The organism is Morganella psychrotolerans (assembly GCF_965118875.1).
Taxonomy (GTDB): Bacteria; Pseudomonadota; Gammaproteobacteria; order Enterobacterales; family Enterobacteriaceae; genus Morganella; species Morganella psychrotolerans_C.
Map to the genome: position 1 here is coordinate 375257 of NZ_CBCPJD010000002.1, position 17992 is coordinate 393248.

Consider the following 17992-nt stretch of genomic DNA (forward strand, 5'->3'; position numbering starts at 1 on the left):
CGCAGTTATGGATATCATTATTTTAGGCGTAGCAATGTTTACCCTGATTGTTCTGGCGCTGACAGCGTTGATTTTGTTCGCAAAGTCAAAGCTGGTGAACACAGGGGACATTAAAGTTGAAATCAACGGTGATGCAGAAAAAAGCTTTGAAGCACCTGCCGGTGATAAATTACTGAATATGCTGTCGAATCAGGGCATTTTTGTGTCATCGGCCTGTGGTGGCGGCGGTACATGTGGTCAGTGCCGCGTTACGATCAAAGAGGGCGGTGGTGATATTCTGCCGACCGAAATGTCTCACATTAATAAACGTGAAGCCCGTGAAGGCTGCCGCCTGGCGTGCCAGGTCAATGTGAAACAGGATCTGAAAATCGAACTGCCGGAAGAAATTTTCGGGGTGAAAAAATGGGAGTGCGAGGTTATCTCCAATGATAACAAAGCGACTTTCATTAAAGAGCTGAAGCTGAAAATTCCTGATGGTGAAATTGTTCCGTTCCGCGCCGGGGGCTTTATTCAGATTGAATGCCCGCCGCATGTGGTTCGTTATGATGAATTTGATGTGCCGGATGAATACCGCGGGGACTGGGATCAGTTCAATTTATTCCGCTATGTGTCTGATGTGAAAGAGCAGACTGTCCGTGCTTATTCGATGGCAAACTATCCGGAAGAGCACGGTATCATTCTGCTGAACGTGCGTATTGCGACACCACCTCCGCGTATGCCGGATGCGCCTCCGGGCATTATGTCTTCTTACATCTGGTCGTTGAAAGCGGGTGACAAAGTAACTATTTCCGGGCCATTCGGGGAGTTTTTTGCAAAAGAAACCGATGCGGAAATGATCTTTATCGGCGGCGGTGCGGGTATGGCACCAATGCGTTCTCATATCTTTGATCAGCTTAAACGTCTGCACTCCAAACGTAAAATTTCGTTCTGGTATGGTGCGCGGTCGAAACGTGAAATGTTCTATGAAGAGGATTTTGACCAGCTTCAGGCTGAGAATGAAAACTTCACCTGGAATGTTGCGTTGTCTGATGCGCTGCCGGAAGATAACTGGGATGGATACACCGGGTTTATTCATAATGTTCTGTATGAGCATTACCTGAAAAACCATCCGGCCCCGGAAGATTGTGAGTTTTACATGTGCGGACCGCCAATGATGAATGCGGCCGTCATCAAGATGCTGAAAGATCTTGGTGTGGAAGACGCAAACATCATGCTGGATGACTTCGGCGGCTGATCTCCGCCATGTCAGTAATAGACTGCGCCCACCCATGTGGGCGCATATGATCTGAAATCAGACTGGATTGTATATGGTAAATATTAAATGGGCTTCCTTGTCAGCAGTAATACTCGCAGTATTATTTCTGAGTGCCTGTGGCGATGAAAAAGAGCAGACAAAGCAAGTTACCCTGAACGGCAAAACGATGGGAACTTATTACGCGATAAAATATGTGGCGGAGCCGGATAGCGCGGTGGCTGAATCACTGCAAAAAGGGATAGATGTGGTGCTGGAAGAAGTGAATGACCAGATGTCCACTTACCGGCCTGACTCTGAACTCAGTCGTTTTAATCTGAGCCGTGAGATTAATACCCCGTTCCCTGTATCCGCCGCGACGGCAAAAGTTGTCAGTGAAGCAATCCGTATCAATAAGCTGACGGATGGCGCTTTGGATGTCACTGTCGGACCGCTGGTCAATTTGTGGGGATTTGGTCCGGAAGGACGCCTGACACATGTACCGTCTGATGAGGATATTGAAACCCGCCGTCAGTGGACAGGTATTGATAAATTACGGGTTGAGGGCAATAACCTGGTTAAAACTGTGCCTGAGCTGTATGTGGATCTTTCATCCATTGCAAAAGGGTATGGTGTGGATGCGGTAGCGGAGTACCTGGAATCACAGAATATTCGCAATTATATGGTGGATGTGGGCGGAGAAGTCCGGACACAGGGTATTAACGGCAAAGACAAACCATGGCGTATTGCGATTGAGAAACCTTCTGCACAGGGGCTGAGCCAGTCCGCACAGGAAATTATTGAGCCGGGTAATGCTTCTGTAGCAACATCGGGTGATTACCGGAATTATTTTGAAGAAAATAATATCCGCTATTCTCATACTATCGATCCGAAAACAGCACGACCGATTAATCATAATCTGGTATCGATTACAGTTATTGCTGATAACTGCATGAGTGCAGACGGTTTTTCTACCGGATTGAATGTTCTGGGACCGGAGCGTGGTCTGGCGGTGGCAAATGAACAACATATTCCTGTTTTTATGATTGTTAAAACGGAAAACGGTTTTGAAGAGCGCTACAGCGAAACATTTAAGCCGTATCTCAGAAAAAATTAAGAGGAGGGGCAGATATGATCAAAGTCTTTGTCGCAACCTTTATTCTGTTCCTGCTTGCGTTTTTGGGTATGTCTCTTGGCTATATCATTAAACGTAAAAGTATTCAGGGCAGTTGCGGCGGGTTGAGTAACATTGGTGTCGAGAAAGTCTGTGATTGTCCCGAACCCTGTGATGCCCGTAAAAAACGGATGGCGCGTGAGGCTACCCGTGAAGAAAAACTGAATAAAAACCGGATTGTGTGACTGCCGGGGTATCATATTATGTCAGTACAAAAAGGCGCTCCGGCGCTTTTTTGCTATTAGTTTATCCGGGAATTAGTTTATCCGAGAATTAGTTTACAGTGACATTAGTTTACAGGATCATCAGTTCACAGGTCATAAGTTGACAGGTTATCCGCAGACAGGTCGTTTGCGGATTGGCGGGGTCAGAGTATCCTTATCAGTAGTAGGTGTAGACAGATGTCACTATTGCCGTATTAATAACGATCAGATTATTCGCTTTGTTGCCTTCCGAGACGCTCTGCCAGAGTGCTTTTTCACAGTTTCCGTATGCATCAAGTTGCTGACAGAGATAGATTGATTTCACCAGACCCAGTGGTGAGTGTTGTGTCTGGGTCTGTCTGATAACCTGTCTGTTGTCATTATACGTAAACTCATAATTGAGTTGAGGTAACCCGTCGGTCTGAGAGATGATGGCATTTATCTGGTGATCGTCGTTCCAGTCATACAGAATTTCGCCTTTTTCATCCGGTGTACTACTTTGTGTCACTGCTCGTGTTACCAGTCCGTTTTCGTAAAAAAATTCGGTACTCTGTTGTGATACCGGTGTGTTTCCACCATTGTCATTTTGGGCTGTTGCCTGTGTTATCTGTTTTTGCTGATTATATAAAAGACGGCTGTTTGCATTGACGAGTGTGACGTTTTTATCTCCGGGCTTAATAAGCTCAGAGGTAAATAATAACTGATACCCCCAGTCATTATGATGTCCTTCAGAACGCATCCTGTTCTGTAACCCGGCATAGCCTTCTGTTATTTCAAATAAAAAATAATCAAGATCGCCACAGGGGCTCAGATCATACTGACCACGGATAATAATATTATTTTTTTTATCGGGTGAGTTGGTCGTTGTAGTGATGGATTTTACCGGCCCGTTAATTATTCCGGCACCCAGAATAATTAAATTACTGCGTCTGGCTTCAGCCGGATAAACAGCACAATCAGCATAAGCGTAATTGCTTAATAAAGAGAGCATTAATCCCATGTAAAAAGTAAGGGTAATTTTTGGTGGAATTGACAGACCTAATTTATATTTCATCACCATACTATCCCCCGGATGTTTCTTATAGTTATAACAAAAGTTTCCGGATAAATAAATTAATATAATTAACGATTTTTAATTATGAAAATAAAGTGAGTATATGCCCGGCGTCATTCAGGATGCAGCCTGGCTGAGTTTCGCTGACTAATCTATAGCTTGAATGAATAAGGATATAAATGTAAATGAATAAATATATGATCGGGATAGAGGATAATAAATAAGAATGGAATTAGTTATTTATAACATCCCATCCTTATTTATTAAAATTATTTAATTAACTGAATGGTATTACGATAAAGAATTATTTCTGTTTCAGGTTGAGCAGTGAGTCGACCATCACGGCATCTGCACCTAATTCGGTTGCTAATGTTAAATCTGCCGGTGTTTTAATACCGAATAAAATAATACTGTTTTTGCCATTCTTTCTGAAGCAATCCGCTGCTGTTTTATCCCAGGTAAGTATCGCTGGTGAACGCGCCTCACCAAGGGTAAAGGTCTCAACGACTTCAATTTTGCGATGTAATTCAAATCCATACCAGCGTGGTTGTGCTTGTGCGCCGATATCACAAGTGTGTGTTATCAGGCTGCCGGCGAGTGCATTCCGCGTGGTATCCCGGCTTTCAAATACAGGAACGGAATCAGGAAGGGCGGTAAGATAGTCCGGATTGGTGGAATAGACACGGATCCGTTGTTTTGCCTGATGACGCGTCAGTACGTCATCCAGTTGGCGGGCAAAAATGGCGGGTGCTGCATCAGGGGATTTAATATCCAGATAAAAGAGGGTATCCGGATAGCGGCTGAGTACGGTATCCAGCGTAGGGATAGTTGCATTAATTTTTGTATTATTTTTTTGATTATAATCACGGGCGGCATCAGCTCCGGCCAGTTCTGCCGCAGTATAGCGGGAAACCGGACCCGCTTTATCTGTCAGTGTTGTCAGATCTGACGGGCGGTATAACACAACCTGGTTGTCTTTTGATAACTGAAGGGTTACCCAGATAGCATCTGCATGGTTATTCAGCGCTTTATCAATGGCATACAGGGTATTTTCAGGTGCGTCAGCTGTCGCTCCGCGGTGAGCAATAATTTGTGGTGCGGCAAAGGTTGTCATGGTGATGCAACTCAGAAAAAGAGCAGAAAATAGTTTTTTCATAATCCATCCGTCAGAAGAAGTAGGCCTGTTTATGTGTCACGTTGTTGTTTTATCAGGGCAACATGACAACCGGATGTAATCACAAAAAAAACGGCTAAACTTTCAGATTTAAACCCTGCTATTGACTATACCCTTATTCATTCAAACCGCAGGTTCGTTGGCTGCGCTACGCTCGCCAGGTCACATAGTTTATCTATGCTCCCCGGCTATCTTCCTTTGCCGCCTGCCTACATCTTGAATGACGTTGGGTATATATGAATAAGAGTATAGTTTGAATTAAAATAATATTACTGTATATTTAAACAGTGTTGTTATTATTCAGGAGAGAGCCGGTGCGTAAAATCATTCATATTGATATGGATTGCTTTTATGCGGCAATTGAAATGCGCGATAATCCCGCGCTGCGTGACGTCCCGCTGGCTATCGGTGGCAGCTCTGACCGGCGCGGCGTGATTGCAACCGCCAATTATCCGGCACGGCGTTTCGGGGTACACAGTGCTATGTCAACGGCGAAAGCACTGATGTTATGTCCGCAACTGAAGGTGATCCCGGGGCGTATGTCTTTGTATAAAACGACATCGGGGCAGCTGCACGATATTTTTTCCCGCTATACTCCTCTGATCGAACCCCTCTCACTCGATGAAGCCTATCTTGATGTCTCTGACAGCCCGCTGCATTGCGGCTCGGCAACACGTATGGCTGAAGATATCCGCCGGACGATTTTCAGTGAGCTGGGTCTGACCGCATCTGCGGGTGTGGCACCCATGAAATTTCTGGCGAAAATCGCGTCTGATCTGAATAAACCGGACGGGCAGTATATTATTCCCCCGGAGCAGGTCGCCGGTTTTGTATTGTCATTGCCGCTGCGTAAAATTCCCGGAGTGGGGAAGGTGACGGCGAAACGCCTTGCTGATCTGGGTCTGGAGACCTGCCGGGATGTTCAGCGTTATGATCAGATAAGCCTGATTAAGCAGTTTGGTAAATTCGGGCAGATCCTCTGGCAGCGCTGCCACGGCATCGATGAGCGACCTGTCTGCCCGGACCGGGAGCGAAAATCTGTTGGTGTGGAGCGGACGCTGGCGCAGGATATTGCATCGTGGGATGAGTGCCGGGCTATTGTTGATGAGCTGTTTCCTGAGCTGGAACGGCGTTTAATCAAGGTTTCACCCGATCTGCTTATTGCCCGTCAGGGCGTCAAACTCAAGTTTTCTGATTTTCAGCAAACGACGCAGGAACATGTTTATCAGGTATTGGATAAACAGGATTTACTGAAAACAGCAGAGCTCGCATGGGGAGGCCGCCGGGAAGGGCGCGGCGTCCGTCTGGTGGGGCTGCATGTGGCACTGCGCGATCCACAGGTTGAGCGCCAGCTGGTACTGGGATTCTGAGCGCAATAAAAAACCGGCGGGATTTGCATCACCGCCGGTTAACTGAATAACGTAATTACGCTTTTTCAGGGATCGCTTTTAAGATAGCGGTCAGTAATTGCCAGTACTGTCCGACACTCTTAATGTGTACCTGCTCATCCGGTGAGTGAGCGCCGGTAATGGTCGGCCCGATAGAAACCATGTCCATATCCGGATACGGTTTTTTGAATAAACCGCACTCAAGGCCGGCATGGATAACCATGACATTCGGTGTTTTATCAAACAGTTGCTGATATGTTTCGCTGACCAGATGCATCACCGGAGAGTTTGCATCCGGCTGCCAGCCCGGATAGCCGCCTTCAGCAACAATCTGCGCCCCGCTGAGGTCTGCCAGTGATGTCAGCATGCTGACCACATTGGATTTACCGGATTCGATCAGAGAACGAACCAGACAGATGATCTGCGCACGATCATTGTTCATATTGATCACGCCGACGTTCAGTGAGGTCTCAACAACACCCTGCACCACATCACTCATGCGGATAACACCGTTCGGCATAACATTCAGCATATTGATAAGACGACGCTGTACATCAGCTGTCAGTGCGCCCTGTGTTGTCTCTGCCGCAGTCAGTGTGACCTGAAGATTTTTCTCTTTCTGTGCAAGCTCATCTTTGAGCAGGTTTTCAAAATCAGCTCTCAGCGTTTCCAGTTTTGCACTGTTATCTGCAGGAATTGCCAGCGTGATATAGCCTTCGCGCGGGATAGCATTGCGCAGTGTTCCGCCCTGAAAATCAATGAGACGTGCCTGAAGTTCTGTACCGTGACCGGCGAAGAAACGGGCCAGTAATTTGTTGGCATTGCCCAGACCGAGATGTACATCTCCGCCTGAATGCCCGCCTTTCAGCCCTTTGAGTGTCAGGGTAAAGGTTTTGTAACCGGCAGGAACTGCTTCCCGGGTCAGCGCCATCGTGGTGGTAACATCAATACCGCCCGCACAACCCATATAGATTTCACCTTCTTCTTCGGAGTCGGTGTTAATCAGAATGTCCGCCTGTAACCAGCCCGGCTGAAGACCGAATGCGCCATCCATTCCGGTTTCTTCTGTCATGGTCAGCAGGACTTCCAGCGGGCCGTGTTTGACTGAATCATCAGCCAGAACCGCCAGCGCGGAAGCCATGCCCACACCGTTATCTGCGCCTAATGTGGTGCCTTTCGCGGTAACCCAGTCGCCGTCAATATAAGGCTGAATCGGATCTTTTTCGAAATCGTGATCAGTATCATTATTTTTTTGCGGAACCATATCCAGGTGAGCCTGCAATACAACGGCTTTCCGGTTTTCCAGTCCTTTTGTGGCGGGTTTGCGGATCAGAATATTGCCGACGCTGTCACGCTCCACATGAAATTCTTTTTCTTTTGCCCACTCAATAATATGTGCAGCAAGTTGCTCTTCATGGTGTGACGGATGTGGTATAGAACAGATTTTGGCAAAAATATCCCACAGCGGTTGCGGAAATAATTGTGATAGTTCAGACACGTTCGATCTCCTGTTACTGCATTTTTCATTATTAGGATGAGGATACCTGAAGGCGGCCGGTTACGCTGTTTAAATTGAGCGGTCGCAAATATCCGATGCCTGAGAATAGCAAATTCTTTCAGGAAGTGCGTGTCTTGCTCAGCGAATTATCATCAATTCGTCGGTTACGCTGGTCTTTAGCGACTCAAATCACTATAATTCTGCGCAACCTTTTTTCCGCAAAAAAAGACTCTTTTCTGTAAATCATCATGCCGGGATCAAATTGATATGAGCGAAAAATACGTCGTAACGTGGGATATGTTGCAAATGCATGCCCGTAAGCTGGCACAACGTTTAATGCCTGTCGAACAATGGAAAGGCATTATTGCCGTCAGCCGTGGTGGACTGGTACCGGGGGCGTTACTCGCCCGTGAACTGGGTATCCGCCATGTGGATACTGTCTGCATTTCAAGCTATGATCACGATCATCAGCGCGAAATGAAAGTCATGAAAAAAGCAGACGGTGACGGCGAAGGATTTATCATCATTGATGACCTCGTGGATACCGGCGGTACCGCTCAGGTGATCCGCGATATGTATCCGAAAGCGCATTTTGTCACGATTTTCGCGAAACCAGCCGGTCAGCCGCTGGTTGATGATTACGTGGTGGATATCCCTCAGGATACCTGGATTGAGCAGCCCTGGGATATGACCGTCAGCTTTGTTAAACCAATCTGCGATCAGTAAGCGAATGCCATGACACAACAGAACCTGTCAGAGAAACTTTTTAAGCCTAAAATTAAACACAGCGAAACCTCCACACTGGTTACTTTTAAAGATGCCGGTGTCCGGACGGTAAAAGGCAGCGTGCTGAGCGGATGCACCCATCCGGGCTGGTATCGCATGATTAATCGCTTAATGTGGATCTGGCGGGGCGTTCCGCCGCTGGAAACAGAAGAAGTTCTGAGCCGGATTGCCGCATCTGACGCACCCCGCAGTGATGATTTACTGCTGGATACGGTGATTGGCTACCGCCGGGGAAACTGGGCTTATGAATGGTCTCAGCAGGCCATGTTATGGCAGCGCAAAGCGCTGGAATTTGAGTCCGGTGAAAAAGCCTGTGATGCCTGGCTGTGTGCCGCAAATCTTTACAGTATTGCGGGATATCCTCATTTAAAAGGGGATGAGCTGGCTGAGCAGGCAACTGTTCTGGCAAATCAGGCGTATGAAAATTCCGCCCGGTTTGCCGGTTATGAACTGAAAAAAATCGAATTCAAAATGGAAAGCGGCGGTAATATCAGCGCCTTCCTGCATCTTCCCCAATCTGATACCGGTGCATTTCCGACCGTTATGCTGTGTGGCAGTCTGGACAATCTGCAAAGTGATTACTGCCGTTATTTCCGTGACTATCTGGCGCCGCAGGGAATTGCATTGCTCACGCTGGATATGCCGTCGGTCGGCTATTCATCAAAACAATCATTAAGCCAGGAAAGCAGCCTGATGCATCAGCAGGTGTTGGAGCAACTGCGCAATGTGCCGTGGATTGATCACACCCGTGTTGCGGTTGTGGGTCTGCGTTTCGGTGCAAATGTGGCGGTGCGGCTGGCGTATCTGTCCGCGCATCAGCTCAGAGGTGCGGCACTGCTCGGACCGGTTGTGCATGATCTGTTTGTTAATCCGGAGCGCCAGGAAATGGTACCGCGCATGTATATGGATGTGCTGGCAAGCCGTGCGGCGGAGCGCTGTGTTGAACTCGATACTATCCGCAGCCGCCTGAGTTGTTTATCGCTGAAAAATCAGGGGCTTCTTGGTCGCCGCTGCACACTGCCGATGATGAGCGTGTGCTGGAAGGATGATGTATTCAGCCCGAAAAGTGAATCAGAGCTTATCGTCCGTTCATCGTCAGACGGAAAATTACTGGAGCTTGGCAGCACGCCGGTTTTCGATACATTCCATCAATCATTAGATGAAACTACGCGCTGGCTGACCAAAATTTTGAGCTGAACAGCATAAAGCCATTGATAATTCCTGTCTGTTTGCTACAAATAAGCCTCCACTGAAAGGAGGCTTAATGATGTCGGCACTGGTTTCAGATTATACGCGCGGTAAATTGCTGCGGTGTTTTACCGCTTTGGGTCCGTACATCCGTGAACCACAGTGTCAGGACGGACACTACTTTTTTGACTGTCTGGCAGTGTGTGTCAACGCAGATGCCACTCCGGAAAAGCGGGAGTTTTATGGCTGGTGGCTTATGCTCACCCCGCAGGAACAGGGCTTTGTCTCTGAATACCGCCTCGGGATATTTGATAAAGCCGGTCACTGGCAGGAAAATAAACTGTCCCGTAAAGAGACGCATGATACGGTCTGTAAAACACTGACGACTTTTCATCCCCGTCTGAATGCAGCTCTCTGTGAGCTGGGTCTGACTCTCACTCCGTCACCGGAAACGCCTCCCCCCGTTAAATTACCGGAATAATTTCCGGATCTGCGTTATGCCTGTTGGCATAGCGCGCGCCACCTGTTAAAACAGATCATCTTTTTTTATCCCGCTAAATAATGGTAGAACGCAATGAATAGCAGCCAAACGCTGGTTGTAAAACTGGGCACGAGTGTGCTGACCGGTGGATCACGACATTTAAATCAGGCACGGATTGTTGAATTAGTCCGCCAGTGCGCTCAGCAATATGAAAAAGGGCACCGTATTATTATTGTGACCTCCGGGGCAATTGCCGCGGGTCGTGAACACCTTGGTTACCCCGAACTCCCCGCCACTATTGCGTCCAAACAGTTGCTTGCGGCGGTCGGGCAGAGCCGCCTTATCCAGTTATGGGAGCGGCTTTTCTCTATTTACGGGATAAACATCGGGCAGATGCTTCTGACCCGGGCTGATATGGAAGATCGCGAGCGTTTTCTTAATGCCCGCGATACACTGACCGCGCTGCTTGATAACGGTATTGTGCCGGTTATCAATGAAAACGATGCGGTGGCAACGGCTGAAATCAAAGTCGGTGATAATGACAATCTCTCTGCACTGGCAGCGATTTTAGGCGGAGCGGATAAGCTCCTTCTGCTGACCGACATTGAAGGGCTGTATACCGCCGATCCGCGCAGTAACCCTGATGCTACCCTGATTTCTGAAGTCCATGAAATCAGTGATGAATTACGCGGCGTGGCAGGCGACAGCGTCACCGGTCTGGGCACCGGCGGCATGGCAACCAAACTTCAGGCGGCGACTGTCGCAGGTCGTGCAGGCATTGATGTCATTATTGCGGCAGGCGATCGCGCCGGTGTGATTTGTGATGTCATTGATGATGTTCCTGTCGGCACCCGTTTCTTCGGTAAAAAAGCGCCGATGGAAGCCCGCAAACAATGGATCTTCGGCGCACCACCGGCCGGGGAAATTATTGTGGATGACGGTGCGGAAACGGCACTGAAAGATAACGGCAGCTCGCTGTTACCAAAAGGCATTAAAACCGTAAACGGGAATTTCTCCCGGGGTGAGGTTGTCCGTATCCGCACATTAAGCGGGCGGGATCTTGCTCACGGCGTCAGCCGTTATAACAGTGATGCACTGCGCCTGATCGCCGGACGTCATTCACAGGAAATAAATACTATTTTAGGCTATGAATACGGCGCAGTGGCTGTTCATCGCGACGATATGATTGTCAGTTAAGGATATAACCGTATGTTAGAACAAACAGGAAAAGCGGCGCAGGCTGCGTCCCGGGTGCTGGCTCAGCTGTCAGGAAAACAAAAAAATCAGGCGCTGACCCGCATTGCTGATCTTCTGGAGCAGAACAGTGCGCCTATCCTTGCTGCCAATAAGATTGATATTGCCAACGCGCGTGAACAGGGCACGTCAGCCGCAATGCTGGACAGGCTGCTGCTGACACAGGTGCGTCTGGAAAGTATTGCGGCTGACGTGCGCAAAGTTTGCCTGCTGGCAGATCCGGTTGGTGAAGTTATCGACGGCGGTGTGCTTGACAGCGGGCTGCGTCTTGAGCGTCGCCGTACACCACTCGGCGTGGTGGCGGTAATTTATGAAGCCCGCCCGAATGTCACCGTCGATGTCGCCTCTTTATGCCTGAAAACCGGCAATGCCGTTATTTTGCGCGGCGGCAAAGAAACGCATAACACCAATGTGGCGACAGTCCGTGTTATTCAGCAGGCACTCAGTGAATGCGGGCTGCCGGCTGCGGCAATTCAGGCGATTGACGATCCTGATCGCGCACTGGTCACTGAATTACTGAAGATGGATCGCTACGTGGATATTCTGATCCCGCGCGGAGGTGCCGGATTGCACCGCCTGTGCCGCGAACAATCAACCATTCCGGTTATCACCGGCGGGATTGGCGTGTGCCATATTTTTGTGGATGAGAGTGCGGATTTACACAAAGCACTGCCGGTCATCGAAAATGCCAAAGTGCAGCGTCCGGGTGTCTGTAATGCAGTGGAAACATTACTGGTACATGAAAAAATTGCTGCTGAATTTTTACCGCTTTTGAGTGAAAAAATGGCCGCGAACGCCGTCACACTGCATGCCTGTCCGCTATCTCTGCCGCTGCTGAAGGACGGCGCGGCGCAAGTGATTGTTGTGACAGATGCACAGTTATCGGATGAGTGGCTGTCACTGGATCTGAATGTGGTGGTGGTTGCGGATATTGACAGTGCGATTGACCATATCCGTCATTACGGTACACAGCATTCAGAATCGATCCTGACACAATCGATGTCACAGGCGGATTATTTTGTGGCAGGCATTGATTCATCTGCTGTCTATGTGAATGCCAGTACGCGCTTCACCGATGGCGGTCAGTTTGGTCTGGGCGCAGAGGTTGCAGTCAGTACCCAGAAACTGCATGCCCGCGGGCCTATGGGACTGACGGCACTGACGACGTACAAATGGATTGGCACCGGCGATCATACTATTCGTTCATAACGCCCGTTAATAGCACCCGTTCATGATACCGGTTCTTAATACGGCGGGGTGGTATTGGTATGGTCAATGACACAGGTGAATGTATCAACGGCATCCGTGGGTGAGCGGATGCTGCTTTTGCTTTTTGTCTGAGTACGCTATGATAGGTCATTGTAATTTACACTTATGTAAAATATTATGAACACCTGGCGGGGTAAATCGGATACTTATGAATCATCAGGATAAAAAACCAATTATTTATCTTATCGGTGCCCGCGGAGCAGGTAAAACGACGCTGGGCAAACCATTGTCACACGCATTACTGTACGATTTTATTGACACCGATGCGCGCGTGACGCAGCTGTGCCGGATGTCTATCGCTGAACTGGTTGAGCGCTCCGGCTGGGATTGTTTTCGTGAGCTGGAAAGCGATGTACTGCGACAGGTCAGCCAGCCGCAGCACCTTGTTTCTACCGGCGGCGGTATTGTGATGGCACCGGAAAACCGGGCGTTTATGCAATCAACCGGCTGGGTTGTGTATCTGCGCGCGACAGCTGAAGTCCTGGCTGAACGTTTGTCACACACACCACAGGCACATCAGCGCCCGAGTCTGACAGGTAAATGCATTGTCGGGGAAATGGCGGAAGTTCTGCAAAAACGCGAACCGCTTTACCTGGAATGTGCTGATATTGTTGTTGACGCCACCCGCCCCATCCCTGAGCTTATCGGACACATCTGCAGCCGTATTCATACCGCGGTATAATGCTTACCGGCAGAGAGATAAGTGTTAAGTGATAATTTCCGAATAATTGATATTTTACTTAGTTCTGTCAGCCGGTTAATCAATCCGGTGTGGTATTATTGTGAAATCTGCCGCCTGAATCATTAGCGGAACAATAAATACACAGGGAATTCAGTATGTTGATGAATGTATTGCGTGCGTTGCTTCGTGGATTATTCCGCATTCGTGTCACCGGTGACCTGAGTAATCTTAATCAACCACGAAGTGTTATCACTCCGAATCATGCTTCTTTTATTGATGGTGTTCTGCTGGGGCTTTTTTTACCCACACGTCCGGTGTTCGCGATGTACACCAATTACGCCACGCCCCTTTTAATCCGCTGTTTAAAACCCATTGCTGACATTGTGCCGGTTGATCCGCGCAACCCGTTAGCATTGCGGCATTTGATCCGTGAAATAGAAAAAGGTCGTCAGATTGTCATTTTCCCGGAGGGCCGGGTGACTATCACGGATTCCCTGATGAAAATCTATGATGGCGCGGCGTTTGTTGCTGCCAAAACCGGCGCAAAAATAATTCCGGTGCGGATAGATGGCGCGGAACTGACTTATTTAAGCCGGATGCGCAAGGTCATCAAAACCCATCTTTTCCCTAAAATTACCATTCATATTCTGCCGGCAACGGAAATCCCGATGCCGGTTGCCCCGCGCGCCGCTGAACGCCGCCGTCTGGCGGGCGAGCGTCTGCGGGATATTATGATGGAGGCACGTATGGCGTGCCGTCCTTCACAGACACTGCCGCAGGCATTTCTGGGTGCGGTCAATCGCTACGGGCGTTTTCAGCGTTGTATTGATGATATCAATTTCAGTGAAGACAGTTATCAGGGATTATTAAAAAAATCGCTCGGGCTGAGCTGCATTATCAGCCACTGTACAACCGAAGGGGAGCGGACCGGCTTTCTGTTACCGAACGCGACTGTCATGGCGGCAGCTATTCTCGGGGCATCTATGCGCCGCCGGGTGCCTGCATTATTAAATTATACCGCCGGTGTTTCCGGGCTGCGTAATGCTATGAAAGCGGCGGGGGTAAAAACGATTATAACATCCCGCCAGTTTCTGGAGAAAGGCAAGTTAATGCATCTGCCGGAACAACTGACAGAGGCAAACTGGATCTACCTGGAAGAGGCAAAATTGACGGTTACCCTGAAAGACAAATTGTGGGTAATGAAATCGCTGGTGATACCAAAATCTGCATTACTGCCGCAGAAACCGGAAGATGATGCATTGATCCTCTTTACCTCCGGCTCAGAAGGAACGCCGAAAGGGGTGGTGCACAGCCATGATTCTCTGCTGACCAATGTGGAGCAGATTAAGACGGTTGCTGACTTTACCCCGAAAGATCGTTTTATGTCCGCACTGCCGCTGTTCCATGCCTTTGGTCTGACCGCCGGGCTGTTTACGCCGTTATTGTGCGGCTGCCGGATTTTTCTTTATCCCAGCCCGCTGCATTACCGGATGGTGCCGGAATTGATTTATGATCAGAATTGTACTGTTCTTTTCGGCACATCCACGTTTCTGACAAATTACGCCCGCTTTGCTCATCCTTATGATTTTACCCGTGTCCGTTATGTCATAGCCGGGGCTGAAAAATTAGCAGAAGCCACAAAACAGGTCTGGCAGGAAAAATTCGGCGTGCGCATTCTTGAAGGGTACGGGGTAACTGAATGTGCGCCTGTTGTGTCTATTAATACGCCGATGGCAGCCCGCCCCGGTACAGTCGGACGTCTGGTTCCGGGGATGGAGTCCCGCCTGCTGCCGGTTGCCGGTATTGAGCTCGGCGGATTGTTGCAGGTCCGCGGGCTGAACGTGATGAAAGGCTATCTGCGGGTGGAAGCGCCCGGGCGAATTGAACCACCTGTGGCTGAAAATGCGCAGGGTGAGATACAGACAGGTTGGTATGATACCGGTGATATTGTCAGTATTGATGCCGACGGGTTTATTACTATCCGTGGCCGTGTAAAACGCTTTGCCAAACTGGCAGGGGAAATGATCTCACTGGAAAGTGTTGAGCAACTGGCACTGAGTGTCTCACCCGGGAAATTGCACGCGGTTGTCACCCGGCCTGATATAAAACGCGGTGAAGCGCTGGTAATGTTCACCACTGACAGCGGGTTGGATCGCACACAGCTGTTGGCGCAGGCGAAAGCCAAAGGATTACCTGAACTGGCGGTTCCGAGGGATATCCGTTATATCGGGCAACTGCCGGTGCTCGGCAGCGGAAAACCAGATTTTGTGACGCTCAAACAGCAGGCATTACAGGAGCCGGAACTATGACAGCATCAGCCCCGTTACTGAATAAAGGTATGAAAGCCGTTTTAGCCTCACAGTTTATTTCTGCATTTGCCGATAACGCCATCTTATTTGCGATCCTCGCACAGCTCAGCGCCCGGAACTACCCGGAGTGGAGCCAGCCGATGCTGCAAATGGTCTTTGTGCTGACCTTTATTGTGCTTGCACCGTTTGTCGGGCAGATAGCGGACTGCTTCCCGAAAGGGCGGGTAATGCTGATGTCTAACGGCTGTAAGCTTATCGGTGCAATTGTTATCTGCCTCGGGTCAGATCCGTTCCTGGGCTATGCGATGGTCGGGATTGGTGCGGCGGCCTATTCACCGGCTAAATACGGGATACTCGGCGAGCTGACAACCGGCGAACAGCTGGTTAAGGCGAACGGACTGATTGAAGCATCAACTATTGTGGCTATTTTGCTGGGATCGGTCACCGGCGGATTTCTTTCCGATTATCACATCAGCATGGCGCTTATCCTGTGTACGGTTATGTATGCACTGGCTGCGGTTACGAACCTTTATATTCCGCGACTTCCGCCGGCAAGAATGGCACAGAGCTGGAATTTGCGCATTATGATGAGCACATTTATCCGTGCTGTCATTTCGCTGTGGCAGAATCAGGAGAGCCGCTTTTCTCTGACCGGCACCAGTTTATTCTGGGGAGCGGGTGTGACACTGCGCCTGATGCTGGTTTTGTGGGTACCGTCAGCACTCGGGATCACAGGACAAACCATGCCGACCGTACTTAATGCGATGGTGGCAGTCGGAATTGTGGCGGGTGCGGGGCTGGCAGCACGGTTTATCACGCTGGAAACAGTACGCCGCTGTATGCCTGCAGGGATATTGATCGGCGTAATGGTCATTGTCTTTACTTTTCAGACATCGCTCGTGCCGACAAATATTACGCTTATTCTGCTCGGTGTTTTCGGCGGGCTGTTTGTGGTGCCGCTTAATGCATTATTGCAAAAACGCGGCAAAGAAACGGTTGGCGCGGGGAATGCCATCGCGGTACAAAACCTGGGTGAAAACGGTGCAATGCTGATTATGCTGGGGCTCTATTCGCTGGCGGTAAAAGCAGGGGTATCTGTTGTGGTGATTGGTGCCACATTCGGCAGCTTGTTTGCACTGGCTATCGGCGGATTATGGCTCTGGGATATCCGGCGTAAAAAACAGATCTCATAACGGGAGCGACTGATGAATGACGAACAGATACTTGCGCAGCGCAGCACGGAACTGGGAAAACACCTGTCTGATGCCGGGTTGAGTGTCACCACGGCGGAGTCCTGCACCGGCGGCTGGATAGCCAAGGTCATTACGGATATCGCAGGCAGCTCTGCGTATTTTCAGCGGGGATTCGTGACTTACAGTAATGATGCCAAACACACGATGATTGGTGTGTCGGAACAGACACTGGATATTTACGGAGCAGTCAGTGAGGCTGTGGTGTGTGAGATGGCGGCCGGCGCACTGAAAACAGCAGACGCGGATCTTGCGGTTTCCGTCAGTGGCATTGCCGGTCCTGACGGCGGCAGCGTGGATAAACCGGTCGGCACGGTGTGGTTCGGCTGGGCGTGGTGTGAAAACGGTGAACTGAAAACAGCGGCTCGTCAGTACTGTTTTCAGGGTGATCGCAATGCGGTGCGCTGTCAGGCGGTGCTGAAAAGCCTGGACGGATTAATCGCCATTCTGGTAAAAAAATCGCTTGATACTGTATGACTATACAGTATAATCAGTTTCAACAGATTACGTTCAAACCATTTTAATAACCCGGGGCAGTGTCTCAGGGTTGAGACGGGAGTTTACATGGCTATTGATGAAAACAAACAAAAAGCACTGGCAGCAGCCTTAGGTCAAATCGAGAAGCAATTTGGTAAAGGTTCCATTATGCGTCTGGGCGAAGACCGCTCAATGGATGTTGAAACCATCTCAACCGGTTCTCTGGCACTTGATGTCGCACTGGGGGCGGGTGGCTTACCGCTGGGGCGTATTGTTGAAATCTACGGGCCTGAATCTTCCGGTAAAACCACACTGACATTACAGGTTATTGCTGCTGCACAGCGCCAGGGCCGTATTTGTGCCTTTATTGATGCTGAGCACGCACTGGACCCGGTCTACGCGAAAAAACTGGGCGTGGATATTGATAATCTGCTCTGTTCCCAGCCGGATACCGGCGAACAGGCACTGGAGATCTGTGATGCATTAACCCGCTCAGGCGCCGTTGATGTCATTATTGTTGACTCCGTTGCCGCACTGACACCAAAAGCTGAAATTGAAGGCGAGATTGGTGATT

General features: G+C 49.4%; 17 protein-coding genes. 14 read left to right on the forward strand and 3 right to left on the reverse strand.

Features of this window, described 5'->3' with window-relative positions:
- Positions 1-7: 7 nt before the first annotated feature.
- The 3 genes from nqrF (at position 8) to nqrM (ending at position 2590) form a co-directional block, all read left to right on the forward strand.
- Positions 8-1234 (forward strand): NADH:ubiquinone reductase (Na(+)-transporting) subunit F, encoded by a 1227-nt coding sequence (gene nqrF / locus ACMHKJ_RS05135; RefSeq protein WP_413492434.1) that lies wholly within the window; start codon positions 8-10, stop codon positions 1232-1234.
- A 73-nt stretch (positions 1235-1307) separates the two neighbouring features.
- Entirely contained in the window at positions 1308-2348 is a 1041-nt protein-coding gene (locus ACMHKJ_RS05140) for an FAD:protein FMN transferase (RefSeq protein WP_413492435.1), read from the forward strand.
- A gap of 14 nt (positions 2349-2362) precedes the next feature.
- The gene (gene nqrM, locus ACMHKJ_RS05145) at positions 2363-2590 is read left to right on the forward strand and encodes a (Na+)-NQR maturation NqrM (protein ID WP_413492436.1); all 228 of its coding nucleotides are present in this window, start codon (positions 2363-2365) and stop codon (positions 2588-2590) included.
- Between the two features lie 196 nt (positions 2591-2786).
- On the opposite strand, the gene ACMHKJ_RS05150 is transcribed toward nqrM, so the two are convergent.
- The gene (locus ACMHKJ_RS05150) at positions 2787-3668 is read right to left on the reverse strand and encodes a hypothetical protein (protein ID WP_413492437.1); all 882 of its coding nucleotides are present in this window, start codon (positions 3666-3668) and stop codon (positions 2787-2789) included.
- Between the two features lie 298 nt (positions 3669-3966).
- Positions 3967-4776 carry a glycerophosphodiester phosphodiesterase family protein gene (locus ACMHKJ_RS05155; protein ID WP_413492460.1) on the reverse strand — a complete coding sequence of 270 codons (810 nt, stop codon included), beginning with the start codon at positions 4774-4776 and terminating at the stop codon, positions 3967-3969.
- Between the two features lie 374 nt (positions 4777-5150).
- On the opposite strand from ACMHKJ_RS05155, the gene dinB reads away from it, so the two are divergent.
- Entirely contained in the window at positions 5151-6206 is a 1056-nt protein-coding gene (gene dinB / locus ACMHKJ_RS05160; protein ID WP_413492438.1) for a DNA polymerase IV, read from the forward strand.
- A gap of 55 nt (positions 6207-6261) precedes the next feature.
- On the opposite strand, the gene pepD is transcribed toward dinB, so the two are convergent.
- On the reverse strand, positions 6262-7722 hold the full coding sequence (pepD, locus tag ACMHKJ_RS05165; protein WP_413492439.1) for a beta-Ala-His dipeptidase: 1461 nt from the start codon (positions 7720-7722) through the stop codon (positions 6262-6264).
- A 267-nt stretch (positions 7723-7989) separates the two neighbouring features.
- On the opposite strand from pepD, the gene gpt reads away from it, so the two are divergent.
- The 10 genes from gpt to ACMHKJ_RS05215 all read left to right on the forward strand — a co-directional run.
- Positions 7990-8448: a xanthine phosphoribosyltransferase gene (gene gpt / locus ACMHKJ_RS05170; protein WP_067367457.1), complete on the forward strand. Its 459-nt coding sequence runs from the start codon at positions 7990-7992 to the stop codon at positions 8446-8448.
- A 9-nt stretch (positions 8449-8457) separates the two neighbouring features.
- Positions 8458-9705, forward strand: a complete 1248-nt coding sequence (frsA, locus tag ACMHKJ_RS05175; protein WP_413492440.1) for an esterase FrsA — start codon at positions 8458-8460, stop codon at positions 9703-9705.
- A 67-nt stretch (positions 9706-9772) separates the two neighbouring features.
- Positions 9773-10177, forward strand: a complete 405-nt coding sequence (gene crl / locus ACMHKJ_RS05180; protein ID WP_413492441.1) for a sigma factor-binding protein Crl — start codon at positions 9773-9775, stop codon at positions 10175-10177.
- 93 nt (positions 10178-10270) lie between these two features.
- Complete coding sequence (gene proB, locus ACMHKJ_RS05185; RefSeq protein ID WP_413492442.1) at positions 10271-11374, forward strand: glutamate 5-kinase; 1104 nt, start codon at positions 10271-10273, stop codon at positions 11372-11374.
- A 12-nt stretch (positions 11375-11386) separates the two neighbouring features.
- Entirely contained in the window at positions 11387-12640 is a 1254-nt protein-coding gene (gene proA / locus ACMHKJ_RS05190) for a glutamate-5-semialdehyde dehydrogenase (RefSeq protein ID WP_413492443.1), read from the forward strand.
- A 208-nt stretch (positions 12641-12848) separates the two neighbouring features.
- Positions 12849-13382, forward strand: coding sequence for a shikimate kinase AroL (aroL, locus tag ACMHKJ_RS05195; RefSeq protein WP_413492444.1), 534 nt, complete (start codon positions 12849-12851; stop codon positions 13380-13382).
- Between the two features lie 155 nt (positions 13383-13537).
- Positions 13538-15691, forward strand: a complete 2154-nt coding sequence (gene aas, locus ACMHKJ_RS05200; protein WP_413492445.1) for a bifunctional acyl-ACP--phospholipid O-acyltransferase/long-chain-fatty-acid--ACP ligase — start codon at positions 13538-13540, stop codon at positions 15689-15691.
- Positions 15688-16884: a lysophospholipid transporter LplT gene (lplT, locus tag ACMHKJ_RS05205; RefSeq protein ID WP_413492446.1), complete on the forward strand. Its 1197-nt coding sequence runs from the start codon at positions 15688-15690 to the stop codon at positions 16882-16884. The genes aas and lplT overlap by 4 nt, the downstream gene beginning before the upstream one ends.
- A gap of 12 nt (positions 16885-16896) precedes the next feature.
- Positions 16897-17418: a nicotinamide-nucleotide amidase gene (pncC, locus tag ACMHKJ_RS05210; RefSeq protein WP_413492447.1), complete on the forward strand. Its 522-nt coding sequence runs from the start codon at positions 16897-16899 to the stop codon at positions 17416-17418.
- Positions 17419-17505: 87 nt separating this feature from the next.
- Positions 17506-17992 (forward strand): ATPase domain-containing protein (locus ACMHKJ_RS05215; protein ID WP_413492448.1); only part of this gene is annotated, 487 nt, incomplete at its 3' end.